General features: G+C 68.2%; 12 protein-coding genes. 1 reads left to right on the top strand and 11 read right to left on the bottom strand.

Annotated features, from left to right (window positions below):
• Window positions 1-12 precede the first annotated feature (12 nt).
• From QYL93_RS02780 to QYL93_RS02765, 4 genes are all read right to left on the bottom strand, one after another.
• Complete coding sequence (locus QYL93_RS02780) at window positions 13-450, bottom strand: group 1 truncated hemoglobin (protein WP_305742215.1); 438 nt, start codon at window positions 448-450, stop codon at window positions 13-15.
• Window positions 451-474: 24 nt separating this feature from the next.
• Window positions 475-1,407 (bottom strand): DUF3034 family protein, encoded by a 933-nt coding sequence (locus QYL93_RS02775; protein ID WP_305742214.1) that lies wholly within the window; start codon window positions 1,405-1,407, stop codon window positions 475-477.
• A gap of 121 nt (window positions 1,408-1,528) precedes the next feature.
• On the bottom strand, window positions 1,529-2,338 hold the full coding sequence (locus QYL93_RS02770) for an anti-sigma factor domain-containing protein (protein WP_305742213.1): 810 nt from the start codon (window positions 2,336-2,338) through the stop codon (window positions 1,529-1,531).
• Between the two features lie 9 nt (window positions 2,339-2,347).
• Window positions 2,348-2,923, bottom strand: coding sequence for an RNA polymerase sigma factor (locus tag QYL93_RS02765; RefSeq protein WP_305742212.1), 576 nt, complete (start codon window positions 2,921-2,923; stop codon window positions 2,348-2,350).
• A 316-nt stretch (window positions 2,924-3,239) separates the two neighbouring features.
• On the opposite strand from QYL93_RS02765, the gene QYL93_RS02760 reads away from it, so the two are divergent.
• On the top strand, window positions 3,240-3,638 hold the full coding sequence (locus tag QYL93_RS02760) for a cytochrome c family protein (RefSeq protein ID WP_305742211.1): 399 nt from the start codon (window positions 3,240-3,242) through the stop codon (window positions 3,636-3,638).
• Between the two features lie 12 nt (window positions 3,639-3,650).
• Here QYL93_RS02760 and QYL93_RS02755 read toward each other — a convergent pair whose 3' ends face one another.
• The 7 genes from QYL93_RS02755 to QYL93_RS02725 all read right to left on the bottom strand — a co-directional run bounded on the left by QYL93_RS02755 (window position 3,651) and on the right by QYL93_RS02725 (window position 17,946).
• Window positions 3,651-4,580 carry a DMT family transporter gene (locus QYL93_RS02755; RefSeq protein ID WP_305742210.1) on the bottom strand — a complete coding sequence of 310 codons (930 nt, stop codon included), beginning with the start codon at window positions 4,578-4,580 and terminating at the stop codon, window positions 3,651-3,653.
• Window positions 4,581-4,675: 95 nt separating this feature from the next.
• A complete protein-coding gene (locus QYL93_RS02750; protein ID WP_305742209.1) occupies window positions 4,676-5,839 on the bottom strand; it encodes an alpha-hydroxy acid oxidase in 1,164 nt (387 codons plus the stop codon).
• 97 nt (window positions 5,840-5,936) lie between these two features.
• On the bottom strand, window positions 5,937-6,797 hold the full coding sequence (locus tag QYL93_RS02745) for a DMT family transporter (protein ID WP_305742208.1): 861 nt from the start codon (window positions 6,795-6,797) through the stop codon (window positions 5,937-5,939).
• 88 nt (window positions 6,798-6,885) lie between these two features.
• A complete protein-coding gene (locus QYL93_RS02740) occupies window positions 6,886-9,165 on the bottom strand; it encodes a diguanylate cyclase domain-containing protein (RefSeq protein WP_305742207.1) in 2,280 nt (759 codons plus the stop codon).
• A gap of 124 nt (window positions 9,166-9,289) precedes the next feature.
• Entirely contained in the window at window positions 9,290-11,578 is a 2,289-nt protein-coding gene (pbpC, locus tag QYL93_RS02735) for a penicillin-binding protein 1C (protein WP_305742206.1), read from the bottom strand.
• Window positions 11,571-11,939, bottom strand: coding sequence for a hypothetical protein (locus tag QYL93_RS02730; RefSeq protein WP_305742205.1), 369 nt, complete (start codon window positions 11,937-11,939; stop codon window positions 11,571-11,573). The genes pbpC and QYL93_RS02730 overlap by 8 nt, the downstream gene beginning before the upstream one ends.
• Window positions 11,940-11,976: 37 nt before the next feature.
• Window positions 11,977-17,946, bottom strand: a complete 5,970-nt coding sequence (locus tag QYL93_RS02725; protein ID WP_305742307.1) for an MG2 domain-containing protein — start codon at window positions 17,944-17,946, stop codon at window positions 11,977-11,979.
• Window positions 17,947-18,147: the final 201 nt, after the last annotated feature.

Below are 18,147 nucleotides of genomic sequence, written 5' to 3'. Positions count from 1 at the left end.
CCCTCTCTGAAGTCAGTGAACGGTGATCACGTCGCGGTGCATGGGGGCCAGCAGGGCCAGCAGGCGGTTCTGCTGGGCAAAGGGGATGCCCTGCGCGTCCATGGCGCTTTGAAGCACCTCGACGAGTGCATGGAAGTGGCCCTTGTTGATCTGCATGTCGGCATGGGCCGATTTCATATCGGCACCTTCGTATTTGCAAGGCCCGCCGCTGAGCTGGCAGAACTGGTCGGCCAGGCTCTCCTTGAGCGCAGCGGGCTTGACGTCCTTGAAGTGGGCACCGATGCGCGGGTCCTTCACGGCACGGTTCACGAAGTCATCCACCAGCCGGGTGATGCCGGGCTTTTCGCCCAGCGCCTGGTACAGGCCAGCGGGGGCTGCGGACTGGGCCAGGGCGGGGGCTGCCATCAGGCTGGCAAAGGCAAGGCCAAAGGCCATCAGGGTCTTTTTCATGGCTGTCTCCAAAAGTGCCAGGGGTCAGAACGCGGCCTGGGCCGACAGGTAATAACCCGTCTGGCGCCGGCCCTGGGTCACGCCGGGAACGATGCGGCCCAGGTCCACGTAGGCCAGGGTGAGCGACAGGTGCTTGCTCGGGGCCCAGGCCACGAAGAGATCCTTCCAGTCGTCCTCGCGCAGCCCTGCACCCAGGCCGGCAGCAGCGCCCAGCGCCTGCAGGTTGTTCGGCTTGAAGCGGTATTCAGCCCCTACGGCGACGTTCTTGCTCACCAGGTACGCCACCGAAAACTCGGGCTGCAGACTGCGGCCGTTCTTTCCGGGCGCGGCAGAGCCGAAGCCCAAAAGCCCGTTCTGGTTGGCATTGGTGGAGCGCAGCGTGGCATTGACCAGCAGGCTCTGGGCCAGGAACAGCTTGGTGGCGCTCACGTACAGATCGGTGCCTCTGTCTTTCACGCCCAGGAAGTTGTAGACCGACTGGATGGAGCCGGGGCTGGCCCGCTTGTGCTCGATGCCCACCGCGATCTGCGGCATCCAGGTATCGGCGTCGAGCACGGCGTCGCCGGCAACCTTGACCTTCAGGCCCACCACGTCCATCTTGATGTGCTGGCCCGGCATGACGCCGAAGGCGGCGACCCCATTGAGCGCGAGTGCTGGCGAGGCATCGAAATCCTGCCGTGCCAGTGAGAGTTCGACCCGGTCGTACAAGCCTATCGCCACGCCGTAGCCGGTCAGCCCATAGTCCTGTGTGCCGGCGCGCGTGGCGTAGCCGCTGAAACCGACCTCGCCCTCGGTGGCGTTGCTGCCGATCACGGCCCAGGGGGTGAGGCCACCACCGGCCGAGCCGGCGATGGTGTTGACGCCACCGGTGAGCAGCAGCTTGCCGGTATCGGCATGTGCCAGCCCGGCCGCCATGGCCAAGGCCGCGAACACGGTGAAAGGACGCCTGTGGTTCATCGGGGGCTCCAGTACGAAAGCAATGTAAGAGGATGTTGCACCCTACTTACGCAAACGGGTGCGCTACGGATTCAAAAACCACAGATATTTTTTCCGCCTCCGAAAAGGGACAGGCGCGGTTTCAGAGCATGCGCTGGATCAGCTCGCCCTTGAACAGCACAGGCCCTGTGGGGCCGCCCGCGCTGGGCACGCCTCCGCGCGGCTCCAGGCTGATGGCCAGGGCCGGCACCTGGCGCACGTCGGCTTCGCCTGCCGTCAGGTTGAGCAGCTTTTCCTGACCCAGCACACCCAGCGAGCGCGGGCCACCCGCTGGCGGCAGCGCCCACAGCTGCAGCGACTTGTCCGACCCCTCCTGGAAGCCGCCCACGCGCTGCAGCACCAGTTGGTTGTTCTTGGGGTCGAAGGTCACCAGCATGGAGGCGGCGGCCTTGTCATCGGCCAGCACGGCCACGTACTGGATCTGCGGCGCGGCCTGCAGTTGCTGGCGCAGCTCGGCAATCTGGGTACCGCTGCTGGCACGCAGCCCGCCATTGACCTGCACGCCGACCACCACGGCCGCCAGCGTGGCAAGAGCCCCCGCTGCTGCGGCGCCCCGCCACAGCAAGAGGCTGCGCAGCCAGCCGCCGGGCGCAGCAGCTCCAGGCAGGGCCGGCTCCTGGCCCGCCAGGCGCGCGGCCTGCATGGCCTGGGCCTGCCGGTCGGCCTGCACCAGGTTGTCGATGCGTTTCCAGACGGCTGCATCGGGCTGGGCCAGCTCCTGCAGTTCGGCCAGGCCCGACCAATGGGTCTGCCACACCAGGGCGGCGGCACGCACCGCCGCGTGCTCGCGGGCCAGGGTTTCGAAGCGGCGGCGTGCGCCGCCGCGCAGGGTGCCGAGAGCGTAGCTGGCCGCCAGGCGGTCGAGCAGTTCGGGGTGTTGGGTAATGTTCATGGTGCCCCCTCAGATGTAACGGGACATGCACTGGCGCAACTGCTCCAGGCCACGCCGGATCCAGCTCTTCACAGTGCCCAGGGGCAGTTGCAGCTGCTCGGCCAGTTCGCTGTGGCTCTGGTCGCGCAGATAGGCCAGGCTCACCACCTCGCGCTGCTTGTGTTCGAGCTTGCCCAGGCACTGGTGCAGTGCAAAGGCTTGCTCGCTGGCCTGAGTCACGTCCATGGGGTTGGGCGAATCGCCTTCCAGGGTCTGCTCCATCTCGTCGTCGAACTCATTGGTGAGGTCGCTGCGCTCGGAGCTGCGCTTGCGCAGGGCGTCCAGGGCCCGGCTGCGCACGATCAGCCCCATCCAGGCCATGGGCGGGCTCAGCGATGCGCGGTAGTTGCCCGCCCCGCGCCAGATGCTCAAAAATGCTTCCTGCAGCACATCTTCCGCCACGTCGCGGTGGCGCACGATGCGCAACGCCAGGCCGAACAGCTTGGACGAGGTGCTCTCGTACAAGGCTTTCAGCGCGGAGTCGTCCTGCGCGGCGATGCGGTCAAGGAGGTACATCAGTTCACTGTCTGGGGTGAGGGTGCTCATGCGCCGATTGTGTGGGAAAGGCCCGAAGTCACGGAGGAAGTTCCAGGTGGTCTGCTGTGGATACGCCACAAACCGGCGTCTGGATGCACTGGCGGGCCTTTGCGCCCCCGCAAAAGCGCCACCATGCGAACAGCGCACTCTGGCTGCATCCAAAGGGAGGCCTGTTGCGTATAGAGCGGGCAAGGCAAAGGGCGGAGCCTTGCAGCCGCCGCCCCCTTCTCTCCATTCGATCCGCTTGGCCTCATGAACAACAGCATCCCACCGAACTCCCACGCCCCCATCACGCCATACCCCGGCATCTGGCAGGGACGCAGCCATGCGGCGTGATGCGAAAGGGGTGATCGCGGCTTTGGCCGCCAGCGTGCTGTGGATGGCCAGCGCCAGCGCATCCGCCCAATCGGTGGAGCGCGGGCGGGCAGTCTACAGGGAGCACTGCGCGGGCTGCCACAGCGTGGACGCGCACCGCGAGGGCCCGGCCCACCGGGGCGTGGTGGGACGCCGGGCCGGTGCCCTCAAGGACTACGAGTATTCACCCGCCCTGCAGAGCAGCAAGCTGCTGTGGACGCGGGCCACACTCAAGGCCTGGCTCACCGACCCCGAGGCCCTGATCCCGGGCCAGGCCATGGACTACAGCCTGGACGACGCGCAGGAGCGCGAAGATGTGGTGGCCTACCTCGCCACGCTCAGGCGGCTGACGGCCGCGCCTGCCCCCTGATACGGCGCCCTGCTACCACTGGGCGCAGATGCCCACCAACCCCGCCAGCACCAGGGCCAGGCCGATGCCTTCGCTGCGCGACAGGCTTTCGCGGAACATGCGGCGCGACACCAGGTAGCTGAACAGCACCTCGACGAGGCCCAGCGTGCGCACGTCCGACGCCAGGCGCATGGCGTAGGCCGTGAACCAGGCAATGGAGGCCAACGCCCCCATGGAGCCCGCCACCACCGACAACCGCCAGGCGCGCGCAATCGCCCCGGCCACGCCGGGCTGGCGCACCAGCAGCCAGCCGCCCAGCACCACGCTTTGCAGCAGCTGCGCCCAGAACACGCCCCAGGCCCCAGCCACCCAGGGTGCCACGCCCTCGCCCAGCGCCAGTGACGCCCCGCGAAAGCCCACGCTGGCGAGCGCAAAGCATGCGCCCGAGGCCAGGCCGTAGACGACCAGCTTGCTGCTGCCGCCCTCACCGGCGCGCAGCGTGCGCCAGCCGCCCGCAGGCAGCGAGAGCAGCACCACGCCCAGCGTGGCGACGGCCATGGCGCCAAAGGCCAGCGGGCCCGGCAACTCCTGCAACAGCACGGCCGAGAACAGCGCGACCTGCAGCACCTCGGTCTTGGAATAGGCTACGGCGAGCACGAAATTGCGCTCCTTCATCGCCAGCAGCAGGAAGGCCGTGGCCCCCACCTGCGTGAGCGCGCCCATGGCCAGCCAGGCTGCATAGGGCAGTGAAAAATGGGGAACCGGGTAGCCTTCGCCTACCAAGGTAAGCCCCGCCACCCAGGCCGTGGCCAGCGGCAGCCCATAGAGAAAGCGCACCAGCGTGGCGGCCAGCGTGCCCAGCTCGGCAGTGACCGAGCGCTGGGCCGCGTTGCGCGCCGTCTGCGCGAGCGCAGCCCAGAGGGTGAGGGGAATCCAGGCCCAGGCCATCCATGAAAGAGTCATCGATGGGTTATAGCGCCCTGGCGTGGTGTCCCGCCCACTTCAACCGGCAAGGCGGCCATCCAGGCAGGAGAAGGCCCGGACTGCCTGCCCAGCACCTACACGGGGTAGGTACCCGGCAGCAGGATGGACCGGTCCACGGTGTTGATGTTGGTATGGCCGCAGAAGGCCATGGTGATATCGAGCTCCTTCTGGATGATCAGCAGCGCGCGGGTCACGCCGGCCTCGCCGAAGGCACCCAGGCCGTAGAGGAAGCTGCGGCCGATCAGCGTGCCTTGCGCGCCCAGGGCGCGGGCCTTGAGCACGTCCTGCCCGCTGCGGATGCCGCCGTCCATCCAGACCTCGATGTCCTTGCCGACCGCCTGGGCGATGGCCGGCAGCGCGGCGATGGATGAAGGCGCACCGTCGAGCTGGCGCCCGCCGTGGTTGCTGACGATGAGCGCATCGGCCCCGCTGTCCACGGCCAAGCGCGCGTCCTCGGCGTCCATGATGCCCTTGAGCACCAGTTTGCCACCCCAGCGCTTCTTGATCCACTCCACGTCGCCCCAGTTGAGTTGGGGATCAAACTGCTCGGCCGTCCACGAGGACAGCGAGGACAGGTCGCCCACGCCCTTGGCATGGCCGACGATGTTGCCGAAGGTGCGCCGCTTGGTGCCCAGCATGCCCATGCACCACTGCGGCTTGGTGGCCAGGTTGATGAGGTTGCGCAGGGTTGGCTTGGGCGGGGTGGACAGTCCGTTCTTGATGTCCTTGTGGCGCTGGCCCAGGATCTGCAGGTCGAGCGTGAGCTGCAGCGCCGAGCAGTTGGCGGCCTTGGCACGATCGATCAGGCGCTCGATGAAGTCGCGGTCGCGCATCACGTAGACCTGGAACCAGAAGGGGTGGCGGCCGGTGTTCTCGGCAATGTCTTCGAGCGAGCAGATGCTCATGGTGGACAGCGTGAACGGGATGCCGAAGGCCTTGGCCGCGCGCGCACCCAGGATCTCGCCATCGGCATGCTGCATGCCCGTGAGGCCCGTGGGCGCGATGGCCACGGGCATGGCCACGTCCTGGCCGAGCAGGGTGGTGCGGGTGCTGCGCCCTTCCATGTTGACGGCCACGCGCTGGCGCAGCTTGATGCCCTGGAAGTCGGCCGTGTTGGCGCGGTAGGTGCCTTCGGTGTACGAACCTGAATCGGCATAGTCATAGAACATGCGCGGCACGCGGCGCTGGGCGACCACGCGCAGGTCTTCGATGCAGGTGATTTTGGACAGGTCAGGCACGGGGTCCCCTTGTTATGGATGCAGCGCATCGTAGCCCCGCCGCGGCCGGGGCGGCATGAAGGCTTTTGCGCGTGCATTGAAATTTTTGCATGGCGGCTCACCGCCGCGCGAGTGCCACGCCAGCAATGGCCACCACAAAGCCCACGAGCTGGATGGCCGAGAGCGTCTCGCCGAAGATGAGCCAGGCCTGCAGCGCCGACAGCGGCGGCACGGCCAGCAGCAGCGCGGTGGTGCGCGTGGCCTCGCCCCGGCGCATGAGCCAGATGAGCAGCGTGGCCCCGCCGATGGACAGCACCAGCACCGAGAACGCCAGGTAGCCCCAAAGCGCGGTCGAATTGTCCCAGTGCGGCTGGCCCACGCTGAAGGCCATGGCCAGCAGCACCGCCACGGCACCGATGTTCTGCACGGCACTGGCACTGCGCAGGTCGTCGCCCGCAGCCAGGGGTGATTTCTGTACCATGGAGCCCACGGTGAGCGAGAAGATGCTGCCCGCCGCGACCAGCGCCACGGGCAGCGACAAGGCGCTGGAGTCGGCCGCCTGCAGGCGCGGCAGCAGCACCATACCCACACCGCCAAAACCCAGCGCCAACCCGGCCCAGGTGGTGAGCGACAGGCGCTTGCCGAGCACCGCCACGGCCAGCAGCGCAGTGAACAGCGGCTGCAGCGCACCGATGAGCGACATGATGCCGGCCGCCATGCCTTGCGACATGGCCCACCAACTGGGCCCCAGATACAGCCCGCTCATGAGCGCGCCGGCCAGCAGGTGCATGGCGATACGCCGCGCCCCCTTGGGCCAGGCGGCTCGCACCCAGAGTGCCGCACCGATGAAGGCAACGGCCACACAGGCAAAGCGCAATGCCAGGAACCAGAAAGGGTCTGCATGGCTTGCCACGCCGCGCCCTGCAAGAAAGCCCGTGGACCAGATCAGGACGAACAACACCGGGGCGAGCGCATGCATGGGAGGCGAGGAAAAAGCGGACAGAACCGCCGAGCATAGACGCAGGGCGCCCGCTGCGCTGCGCAGGCCCCGGCAACGCGCGAGCGCGTCAACCCGGCTCGGACACCAGTGGCTTGATCACCCGCGGTGCGGCCCCGGGGCCCGCGTACAGCATGAACTGCAGGCGCCCGCTGCGCTTGGCGGCGTACATGGCGGCGTCGGCGTGCTGCGTGAGCTCTTCGAAAGTGTTGCCATGCGCTGGAAACACGGCGATGCCGCCACTCAGTCCGATGGACAGAGGCTCGCCTGCGAGGTCGAATGGGGTGGCCGCCGTCGCCAGGATCTTGCGCGCTACGCTGCAGGCGCCCTCCAGATCCTCCAGGCCCGGCAGCAGTACCACAAACTCATCGCCGCCTTGGCGGCATACCGTGTCCGACTCGCGCACCGCGCCTTTGAGGCGCTGGGCGAACTGGACCAGCAGCCGGTCGCCCATGTCATGCCCCAGGCGGTCGTTGACGCCCTTGAAGCCGTCGAGGTCGATGTACATCACGGCCAGGCTGCGGCCGTCGCGCCGCGCGTGCGCAATCGCCAACTGGGCCCGGTCCTGCAACAGCAGGCGGTTGGGCAGGTCGGTCAGTGCATCGTACTGCGCCAGGTGGGCCATGCGCGCCTGCATGGCCACCGCCTCGGTCACGTCCCGCAGCACGGCCACCGCACCGGTCACCGCGCCGTGGCGGTCGGTGATGGGACTGGCGGTTTCCTGCACGTCGAAACGCTGGCTCGAAGTGCGGTGGTGCACCACGCCGCGCACCGACACCTCCTGAGCCACGCCCTGGATGGCCTGGCGCAGCGGACTGGGCATGGGCATGCCGGTGGCGGGATCGTGCAGGCAGACCACGGCGTCGACCTGGCTGCCGGCGGCGTCAAAGGCCTGCCAGCCGGTGAGCCGCTCGGCCACGGGGTTCAGGTAGGTGATAGAGCCCTGCGCGTCGGTGCAGATCACTGCGTCGCCAATGGACTGCAGCGTCAGGCGGATGCGTTCCTTCTCCTCGAACAGCTGCTCCTCCATGCGCTTGCGGTCGGTGATGTCGGTGGTCTGCGAGAAAACGCCGCGCACGACGCCGCCGTCCATGTCGGGCACGTAGGAGACGATGGCATGGCGCAGCACCGCGGCCTTGTCGACCATGGTGCACTCGAAAAGCTGGCGCTCGCCGCGCAGCGCGCTGCGCAGGAAGGGTTCGCACATGGCGTACAGAGAAGGACCCAGCACCTCGCGGCAGTGCCTGCCGCGCAACTGTTCGGCGGGCATGCCGAACCAGGTGTCATAGGCGCTGTTGGCAAAGCGGTTGTTCAGGTCTGCATCCCAATAGCTCACCAGCGAGGGCAGATTATCGAGGATGGTCTGGCGGTCGCGTTCGGCCAGGCGCAGCTCGGCGCTCACGGCCTGGCGGCGCAGCAGTTCGCGCACGAAGAGCATGGCCAGCCCCACGCAGCCGGCCATCAGCAGTGCCGTGAACACCCCGATCACCCAGGCGCTGCGGTGCCATTTGGCCAGGACGGTGTCGCTCGACTGCGCCACGTTCACGATCAGCGGGTAGGCCCCTGCATGCTTCCAGGCGTGCAGCTGGCGCGTTCCGTCGGCGCCCGCCGCATCGACCGCGTCGATGCCCACCGCCGCAGCCTGCAGCCGTGCCAGGGCGGCCGTGCCAGCAATGGAGGTATTCACGTCGGCCTGGTCCGGCGGAAAACGCGAGATCAGCAGCCCATCGGTTCGGTACAGGTCCACCCGGCTGCCGGCCCCCAGGTCAAGCGAGCCGAACAACCCGTCGAAGTAGCTCAGGCGGATGGCTCCGACCACCACCCCTGCGAAGGAACCGTCTGGGCGGTGGTAGGCCCTTGTCAACGGAAGAATGTACAAGCCGGTGATGCGCGAGGGCACGGGGCGGCCCACGTGCAACCCCTGATGGCTGCCTTTGGAGAATGCGAGGAAATAGTCCCGGTCGGCAAAATTGGCCTGGCGTGGCCTCAGGGTGGAAGAGTCAAGCACCACGTCGCCCCGGTCATCGACCACCAGTACCGATCCCGAGCCCGGCACCTGCAGAGAGTTGTCGAACAGCACACCGTTGCGTATCTCCGGCGGCAGGGACATCACCTCCGAGCGCTCCAGCCCTGCCACCACGCCCTTGAGCGACTCGTCGAGCGATCTGAGAGTGCCGCCAATGCTGCGCTCCAGCGTGCTGGCCAGGTTGGCATTGGTGCGACTTGCATAGTCCCAGCCGTCTTCCCGCATGGTCGAGATCGTGCGGGCAAACAGCAGGCCGATGCCCAGGGACACCAGCAGCGCCAGCCAGATCAGCCTATGGGAGAAAAACTGGCGGGAAAAATGCATGGACAAGCGTGCGTTGCGGGGCGAGCATCATGCAGACCCGGTTATTTGCAACACAGTGTAACGTCGCCCCCCCTTTGGCAATGGCATGAAAGAGGCGGCTTTGTAGGCACTTATCTGCAGGTTCCTACCGCTGTGCCGCACGCACCCCCGCCCCGCGCACTTCGAACTGCAGTGTGTCATGCACCTTGCCCTGGGCGTCCACCAGTTCAAGCTGGTGGCGACCAGGCCAGGGCAGCCATGCCCAGACGGCACCGCGCGCCCTTTCGCGCCCGTCGATGCGCCAGCGCAGATCCCGCCCTCCGCTGGCCACAAAGCGCAGGCGCTGGCGTTCAGGCGGGATGTCGGGGTCGAGCGCGATGATGGTGCCCGGGGCAGGTGCCGTGATGCGCGCTAGGGGGGTGTCCGAAGCGGCATCCTGCATGGGCACGGGGCCTGCCTTGCGCGGCTTCGCGCCGGGCCGGCTGGCCACCGCGTCGTCGCCGGCCGCAGAATCGATGGCGAAAAGCGCCTGCTGCGTGCCCGGCACGAACCATTCCTCGCGCGCCGCCTCCAGGGGCGTGGGTACGCCAGCTGTCTGCGGCAGAGCGCCAAAGCGCACCGGCTGGTGCACCAGGCCCTTGGGCGCAGTGGGCGCGCGGCTGGGCTCGCGCGCATGCAGAAAACCCATCACCGCAGCCCAGATGGGTGCCGCGCCGCTGGTGCCGCTCACGTCGTGCATGGCTGCGCCGCTGGCGTTGCCGACCCAAACGCCCACGGTGTAGCGCTCGGACCAGCCCACGGCCCAGTTGTCGCGCATGTCCTTGCTGGTGCCGGTCTTCACGGCCGACCAGAAGCGGGTGGCAAGCACGCTGTCGGTGCCGAAGGTGCGCGAGCGCGCATTGCCATCGGACAGGATGTCGCCCACGATGAAGGCTGCGCCCGCATCGATGGCCCGCACCGGCGCCGCGCCGGGCTGAGCGGGCCAGGCGCGCACGGAGCCCCGGCTGCCGCCATTGGCCAGGGTGCGAAACGCATTGGTCAGGTGCAAGAGCGGCACCTCGGGACTGCCCAGGGCCAGGCTGTAGCCGAAGTAGTCGCCGCTTTCGCGCAGCGGCAGGCCCAGGGCGCCGAGCTGGCGGTGGAAGGCATCGGGCGTGACCATGACCAGGGTGCGCACGGCCGGCACGTTGAGCGAGGCCGCCAGCGCTGTGCGCGCCGAGACCCAGCCCTTGAACTGGCGGTCGTAGTTCTGGGGGATGTAGAGGCCACCGGCCGTGGCGATGTGGGCCGGCGAATCGTCCACTAACGACGCAGCCGTTAGCCGCCGCTCGGCAATGGCCTGGGCGTACAGGAAGGGCTTGAGCGTGGAGCCAGGCTGGCGCAGGGCCTGCACGCCATCGACCTCGCCGGCTTGGCTGAGCTGGCCCGATGAGCCCACCCACGCAAGCACCGCGCCCGTGGCGTTGTCGAGCACCAGCACCGCGCCGTCTTCGACGTTGCGGCCCTGCAGCTCGCGCAGGTGCTGCGCCAGTGTCTGCACCGCAAAGCGCTGCAGCGGCGCGCGCAGCGTGCTGGCGACCCGCTCGGGCACGGCGGCTGGTTTGTCGCCAGCGGCCTGCTGCTGGCGCAGCAGGTAGCGGGCGAAATGGGGCGCAATGCCCTCGCTGGCGTCGAAGGCCCGGCGCTGCAGGGCGGCGGTGACGAACAGGTCCAGCGCATCGCAATCCACGCGCACCGCCGCCTGGCCGGGGCGCTGCTGCAGGTCGCGCAGCACGCCGCAGGCACGCTGCGACACCAGTGCAGGCCGGGCATTGGGGGCCCGCACCAGCGCCGCCGCCAAGGCCGCCTCGCGGTCATCGAGCCCGTGGGGGGCCTTGCCGAACAGGGTGCGGCTCAGCGCATCGATGCCCACCAGCTCGCTGCGAAACGGCACCAGGTTGAGGTAGGCCTCCAGCACCTGGTCCTTGCGCCAGCGGCGGTCCAGTACCTGGGCAGCCACAGTCTGGCCGAGCTTTTGCACCACGCTGCGCCCGCCCGGCCCCTGGCGCCAGTCGCCGTCGAGCAGGCCGGCCAGCTGCATGGTGATGGTGCTGGCACCGCGCGTGCGCTGGTTCCACAGGTTGCCCCAGGCCGCCGCCGATGCCGCGCGCCAGTCCACCCCGCTGTGTTCGTAAAAACGCTTGTCCTCGCTGAGCACCAGGGCCGCGCGCAACGCAGGCGATACATCGGCCAGCGGCACCCACTGGCCGCGGCGCACCGTGGCATCGGTGCGCAGGCGCTGCACGATCTCGCCTTCCTGCGAGAGGACGAGGGTGTCGGAGGGTTTGAAGTCCTGGCGCACCTCGGTGAAGGTGGGGATGGCGTGGGCAGGCAGCGCCACTGCGGCCGCCAAGGCCAGCGCCAGACGGCGCCACCACAGGCATGCTTCACGCACCGGGATGCTCCCGCTCAAAACGCTTTTCCGCCTCGGTCAGGTGGTGCAGCAGCACGTGCGAGATGAGGTTCACGCCGATCCCCCCAAACACCACGGGGAGCACATACAGGGCAATCGAGAGTTCGGAGAGAAACACCGCATCGTCGGCCAGTGAAGGCGTATGCCGCGCCAAAGCCGCAAGGCTTTGCAGCAGGTAGACGTCGACCCCGGCGATCAGCACCAGTGCAATGCCAAAGCCCAGCACCGCCAGGCGCGAGATGGCGCGGGTGCGCAGCAGCGCTGCATAGATGCCCGCAGGCAGAACCAGCGAGAAGGCCACCAGCACCCAGAACCGCAGCTCCACGAAGACGCTGGCGTTCATGGCCCGGGCCTGCGTGGTAGCGCTGCGGTACGAAGTGTCACTTGGCTGCCTCCACCTTCACGCGGGCGTTGGGGAACTCGCCGAACATCTCGGGCGCGTACATGGCCTCCACGCGGCTCGGGGGCAGCGCGAAGTCGCCCACATTGTTCAGGCGCACCGTGTACTCCATCTTCACCGTGCCCTTGGGCAGGTACTGGTAGTAGCTGCGGAAGGACTCGAAGCTGCGCTCCTCGAACGCCGGCCAGCCGCTGCCGCTGCGCTTTTCGCCCTGCGTGGCGATCTCGGAGTCGCGGCCCAGGCCGCTGCCCAGGATGGTGGCGCCGCCGGGCACCGGGTCGGTGATGGCGACCCAGGTCATGTCGGCGCTGGCGTTGACCTCCAGCGTCACGCGCAGCACGTCGCCGCGCGTGTACTGGCCGGCGGGCAGCGACTTGTTGGCCTGCTCCACCGGGGTGATGGTCTTCTTGATGGCGTAGCCGGCGGCAAATGGGGCCTTCAATTGAATGGCCGCCACCGATTGCAGCGTGAGCCAGGGCTTGCCCGTGCCCTGGTGGGCCACGGAGAGATTCTCCTTGCCGCCCGCGGCCGCCCAGGGCAGGAACATGCCGTTGTTGCGCAGGTTGCCGGGTGCCGCCGGTGCACCGAACCAGGTGGTCTGATGCGCCGCGCCGCTGGCGTCAGCGGTCTTGATGCGCTCGACCTTGCTCCAATCCACACTGGCGCTGTTGGCACCCAGGCTGGCCTTGGTGCTGCCCGCGACCGGCGTAGCCTCGAATTTGGCCGAGAACTTCTCCAGCGCAAGGCCGCCCCAGAGGTTGGCCGTGGTGGTGTGCCAGGCACCGCCCTGCTGGCGGCTGATGAAGCCGTTGGCCAGGCGGCCCATGTCGTCCTTCCAGGCCGGGTCGTCCATCACGGCCAGCATCAGGCGGGCGGTATTCACGTCGCCGTTCTGCATCAGCCACCACCAGTAGTCGTCCTGCTCGGTGCTGAAGATCAGCTTGGTGCCCTGGAAGGACAGCCGGCTGCGCAGCACCTGCATGGCCTCGGCCAGGCGCTTGTCGCGCTCGGGCACGTCGGCCACGCGGCGCAGAACGTTGACCCAGTCGATCACCGAGTGCGTGGGCCACTGGTTGGGCGCCACGGTGATGCTGCTGACCATGCGGCCCTGGGCCTTGCCATAGCGCGACAGGGCCTCGATGGCGGCCAGCTTGCGCATGTCCAGGTCCTTGCGCGGGCTCCAGAACTCGCGCTGGATGCGGCCTTCGATGAAGGCGATCAGGCCGCGCTCCATGGGCGCGCGCGCCTCGTCGGGCAGCGCGAAGGCCGGGTCGATGCTGCTGGCCTCGTGCGTGGCCGCCAGCAGGTAGGCCGTGAGGGTGTCGCTGCCGCGGTTGGTGTCGCCGTCGCGCGGCGGGAAGTAGTTGGCCAGGCCATCGCTGTCCAGGTAGGTCGGCAGCTGGGCCACCACGGTCTGCCAAAGCTTGCCGTCGCGCATGCCCACGGCCTTGCTGGTCTTTTGCTCCAGGCAGATGAAGGGGTAGTTGGCCCACCAGTCGCGCACGCCGGGCAGGCCTTCGGCCAGCTTGGGCTGCAGCGACATCTTCAGGCCGCCGCGGCCGGGCAGCGCGTCGGCCGGCGGGTTCACGTCGAGGCTGAAGCTGCCGTCCACCTGCACCAGCGTGGCCTGCTGCACCGTGAGCGGTATGGCCGGGATGATGCGCTGGCGCGCCTTGAGCGCATCGCGCGCGCCACTCACCGTGTCCTTGGCATCGATCTCCCAGAGGATGGCCTCGAAGCGTGTCTGCGCCAGCTGCGCCGGCGCCGTCACGTTCCAGGCCACCTCGCGCGACTCGCCAGCGGGGATGTCGATGGTCTGGGGCTTCAGGTCCAGCAGCGTGGCCCGGGGCGAGACCTCGACCTTCATCGCCGCCTTGGTGGTGTTGCGCAGCGTGAGCTGGGCGCGGAACTGGTCGTCCTCGCGCACCAGCGGCGGCAGGCCGCTGATGATCTGCAGGTCCTGCGTGGCGCGGATGCTGGTGCTGCCGGTGCCGAACAGGCCCACCGAGGCGTCGGCCACGGCGACGATCTTGAAGGTGGTGAGCGCGTCGTTCAGGGGCACCGTCACCTTGGCCTGGCCATTGGCGTCGAGCTTGAGCGCGGGCTCCCACAGCAGCAGGGTCTCGAGCAGCTCGCGCGTCTGCGCACGGCCGCCGCCGCCGCCGGCGGGCACGGCCTTCTTGCCGTAGTGGCGCCGGCCGATGATCTCCATCTGCGCGGTGGAGGTCTGCACACCCCAGCTGCGCCGCTGCAGCATGGCTTCGAGCACGTTCCAGCTGCTGTTGGGCATCAGCTCCAGCAGCGCCTGGTCCACGGCGGCCAGGGCCACCTCGGCGTTGGCCGCAGGCTTGCCATTGGGCAAGGTGGCGGTGATGGTGACCTGCGCCTTGCCGCGCACAGGGTAGCTCTCCTTGTCGGCCACGACCTTCACGTCGATCTGGTGGGCCTTGGTGCCCACGCGGATCTCGGCCAGGCCCAGGCGGAAGGCGGGCTTGGACAGGTCGACCATGGCCGTGGGGGCCTGGTATTCCTTGCCCTCGTACCAGAACGAGTTCCACCACTCGCGTGGCGACTTGAAGCCCCAGGTGAAGAAGCTGTACCAGGGCACGTCGCGCAGGCGCCCGCGCAGTGCCAGCACGCTCACGTAGACATTCGGGCCCCAGCCCTCTTCGATCTTCAATTCGATGGTCGGGTCCTGCCCGTTGAGCTGCACCACGCGGGTGTCGATGATGCCTTCGCGCTCCACGGCCACCAGGGCCGTGGCAAAGCGAAACGGCATGCGCACCTGGAACTTGGCGGTGTCACCCGGCTGGTAGCTTTTCTTCTCGGGCAGCAGGTCGATGCGGTCGTGGTCTTCACCGCCGAACCACAGTTCGCCCTGGCGCGTGACCCAGACCGAGGACGCGGCCTCGCTGGTATTGCCGTCGCGGTCGCTGGCAATTGCCACCAGCTCCACCTCGCCAGCCTCGTCGAGCTTGGATTCGCACAGCAGCAGGCCGCGGCTGTCGCTCTTGCCGCTGCAGACCGTGCCCAGGTCCTTGGTCTCGGTCTGGTTGTCATAGCTGTAGAAGCCGCCCACCATGCGCTTGCGCGTGGTGGTGGTGATGCGCGCCATGGCCTTGACCTGCAGGGGCACGTCGGCCGCGGCCGACCCGTTGTGCTGCAGCGCCAGTGCCTGGAAGCGGATCTTCTGCTGGGCAGAGACCCAGCCTTCGGTCTTGATGCCGGCCACCACGCCTGCAGGCCACACGGTCTGCGTGCTGCGCAGCGTCTGCACCTCGCCATTGGGGTCGGCGTAGGTGGCCTCCATCACCAGGTCCTGCGGCTGGCGCCCCTGGGGCACGTTGTCGATGGTGACCTTGCCGGCGCCGTTGCGGTCCAGCGTCACGGGCAGCTTGTCGGCGATCACGCGGCTGTCCTGGCTGGCAGCGGCCTCTTCATCGTCGCTGTTGCCGTTGCTCGACTGGCCGCGTTTGCGCGGCGGGTTGAAGCTGAAGGCGTCGTAGTCGTTGTACTGCAGGGACTTGCCGCGCACCATGGCCGACACTCGCACCGGCAGGTTGGCTGCACCGCCGCCGGCCACGTAGTTGATCTGCACCTCGGTGGGCACGGAGCGCACGCGCACCAGGGCCTTCTTGTCGGCGGGGGCAATGCGGCCTTCCAGCACCGGCAGGCGGAATTCCTCCACCCGGAACTGGCCGGTGGAAAGGCTGCGTTCATTGCCGGCGTCGGAGCGCAACTCCACCGAGTACACGCCGAGCTTGGCGGCCGGTGGCACAGCAAAGGTGTTCTGCGCGCTCAGGCCGCCCGTGGCCGTGCTGCGCCAGACCAGTGCTTGCGTGTACTGCTGGCCGCTGCCCACATGGGTGATCACCAGCGTCTCGGGCCGGCTATCGGACACGGCAAAGCCCTTGCGCGTTTCGCTGCGCAGCAGGTGCTTCATCGACACCGTCTCGCCGGCGCGCAACAGCGTGCGGTCGAAGATGGTATGGGCGCGCTCGTTGGGGTTGGCTTCGCTGCTGGTGGGCACGTTGAAGCGCCAGGGCTCGATGCCGCGCTGCCAGTCGGTCCAGGTGAAGGCCATGTCCTCGACGTTGTCGGCGCCCTTGCTGCGCGCGCTGACGAAATAGGCGCGCTCGCCCTCCTCGCCGCACATTTCCGGCTCTGAGGACAGGCCTTCGATGCTGGCCACGCCCTGGGCGTTGGTGGTGCCGGTGGCCAGCTCACGGCCGGTGCAGTCGGACACGCGCACCGTGGCGCCCGCCACGGGCTGGCCCTTGTCCAGGCTGGTCACCCAGGCCAGCGCGTTCTCGCGGCCGAGCTTGAAGTGCACGCCCAGGTTGGTCACCAGTGCCGAGGTGCGCACGTACATCGTGCGGGCGTCGCCATGGCGCTCGTCCAGCAGCGAGGTGCCGAGCTTTTGCGAGGCGATCTCCACCACATGGAAGCCGGGCGTGAGCGGAATGCCCACCACTTCGAAGGGGCGCGGGTCGTTGCTCGCGGGCTTGGGCAGGTCCAGCGTCTTCACACCGCCCTGGCCGCCGAGCAGCGAGACCATGCGCGACTGCACGTAGTCGCGCTCGTTGTCGATCACCTTGGGCAACGGGCCCTTGGTGTCGCGGCGCGCTTCCTTGCGGTCGACATGGTAGTTGTCGTAGCGCTTGACCTTGCGGAACCAGGCAATGATGTCCGAGTCGCTGGTGGGCCGCAGGGTGCTGACCTTGCCGGCAGGGGCCGCAGGCGTGCCGCTGCCCGCCTGCAGGCCCTGCACCTTGAGGGCTGCTTCGACATTGCGCAAGGTGACTGGCAGCAATGCCGGGCCCTCGGGGCCTTCGGCAAAGCGCTCGACGATGCCGAAGGGCGCGGCCGCGAACTTGGCCAGCGGCGGCATGCCGCCCGTGGCCACCTTGAGCGGGAAGCTGTCGGCATTGCGCAGCGTGCGGCCCGAGGCATCCTTGAGGTCCTTGGGCAACTCGATGGTGAAGCCGGTGTTCTCGGCCAGCGGGGCGGCGAACTGCACGCTGTTGACCAGGGCATCGGGGTTCTTGTCCTCGTCGGCGCCGCCTTCCAGTTGGGGCTTGATGGTCTCCTTGGCCGATTTCAGGCGGATCGCGGCCGCCAGCTTGCGTGGCAGCGGGGCGTTGAACGTCAGGGACAACGGGCGGATCGGCAGGCACGCGGCCTGCGCGTTCTCGCGCTCGCAGTTGAATTCGGCCGAGAAGGGCTCGCGCACCTTGTAGTCGAAGCGCTTTTCCACCGCATTGGCAACGCCGCTCGGCGTGGCCACGCCCTTGCCAAAGACGAACTGCACGCGAGAGCCCGAGGTGAGGCGACGGTTGCAGGCCAGGCTCACATACTGCAGCGGCTGCTGCGCGGCACGCTTGTCCAGGCCCAGGGACTTGAGAATCTCGTCGCGCTGGCTGCCTTCGATGAGGCGCACGGGCACCTTCTCGCCCACCCCTTCGAGCGAGCACCAGGTGTTGGCCCTGATGCTTTCGAGGGTGGCCGGGCCATTGAGCTGCAACACGAAGGCCTGCTCTTCATCGAGCTCCTGGTAGGTGCCGGGGCGCATGTTCTGCACGAACGGCCCACCGGTGTTGAACTGGAAGCTGGTGGGCCCGGTCAGCGCCGTGCCGGAAGCCGACTTGAAGCCCGCCTTGACCGCAGCGGTGCAGCGCACGCCGGGGGGCAGGTCGTTCTCGAAGTCGAAAACCCACTCCTTCTCACCTGTCCAGCGGCCGTTGCCCTTGGTGGCGGCGGCGTCGCTGCAGCTGAGGGTCAGCGGGGCCGGGGCCTTGGGGTCGCCGAAATTCACGGCGGCCGCGTCGAACTTGGCCACCATCTGGCGCACACGGGCGACTTCACCCTGGGGGGACAGGCTCGTGATCTGCAGGGCATGGGCCGACCCCATTGCAGCCACGGTAGCCAGCAGCAGGCCGGCGGCAAACATCCAGTTCTTGGCTTTCACGCGATCCCCTCCAAAGGAACTGGCAAGCGTAACAAAACCGCATGGCATGCAGCCCTGCGTTGCAAGCACTTACGTATCCAGAGCGTGCGCCACTTCACGCAACCGCCACTTTTTGCACTGCCGACAGGAGGACGGCTCGTGGTCCTACCTCCACCTGCGGGCCCCTCGGGAAAGATGCCTTTT

The organism is Acidovorax sp. A1169 (genome assembly GCF_030704685.1).
Classification (GTDB): domain Bacteria; phylum Pseudomonadota; class Gammaproteobacteria; order Burkholderiales; family Burkholderiaceae_C; genus Acidovorax.
Note: the sequence above shows the minus strand (reverse complement) of the source record. Positions and strands in the feature narration are given on the sequence as shown.

Excerpts from the sequence above, each read along its gene's own strand:
- QYL93_RS02745 (WP_305742208.1), bottom strand. The coding sequence starts at position 6,797 with ATGCATGCGCTCGCCCCGGTGTTGTTCGTCCTGATCTGGTCCACGGGC.
- QYL93_RS02730 (WP_305742205.1), bottom strand. The coding sequence starts at position 11,939 with ATGAACGCCAGCGTCTTCGTGGAGCTGCGGTTCTGGGTGCTGGTGGCC.
- QYL93_RS02760 (WP_305742211.1), top strand. The coding sequence starts at position 3,240 with ATGCGGCGTGATGCGAAAGGGGTGATCGCGGCTTTGGCCGCCAGCGTG.
- QYL93_RS02725 (WP_305742307.1), bottom strand. The coding sequence starts at position 17,946 with ATGTTTGCCGCCGGCCTGCTGCTGGCTACCGTGGCTGCAATGGGGTCG.
- QYL93_RS02770 (WP_305742213.1), bottom strand. The coding sequence starts at position 2,338 with ATGAACATTACCCAACACCCCGAACTGCTCGACCGCCTGGCGGCCAGC.
- QYL93_RS02765 (WP_305742212.1), bottom strand. The coding sequence starts at position 2,923 with ATGAGCACCCTCACCCCAGACAGTGAACTGATGTACCTCCTTGACCGC.
- QYL93_RS02775 (WP_305742214.1), bottom strand. The coding sequence starts at position 1,407 with ATGAACCACAGGCGTCCTTTCACCGTGTTCGCGGCCTTGGCCATGGCG.
- QYL93_RS02755 (WP_305742210.1), bottom strand. The coding sequence starts at position 4,580 with ATGACTCTTTCATGGATGGCCTGGGCCTGGATTCCCCTCACCCTCTGG.
- QYL93_RS02740 (WP_305742207.1), bottom strand. The coding sequence starts at position 9,165 with ATGCATTTTTCCCGCCAGTTTTTCTCCCATAGGCTGATCTGGCTGGCG.
- QYL93_RS02780 (WP_305742215.1), bottom strand. The coding sequence starts at position 450 with ATGAAAAAGACCCTGATGGCCTTTGGCCTTGCCTTTGCCAGCCTGATG.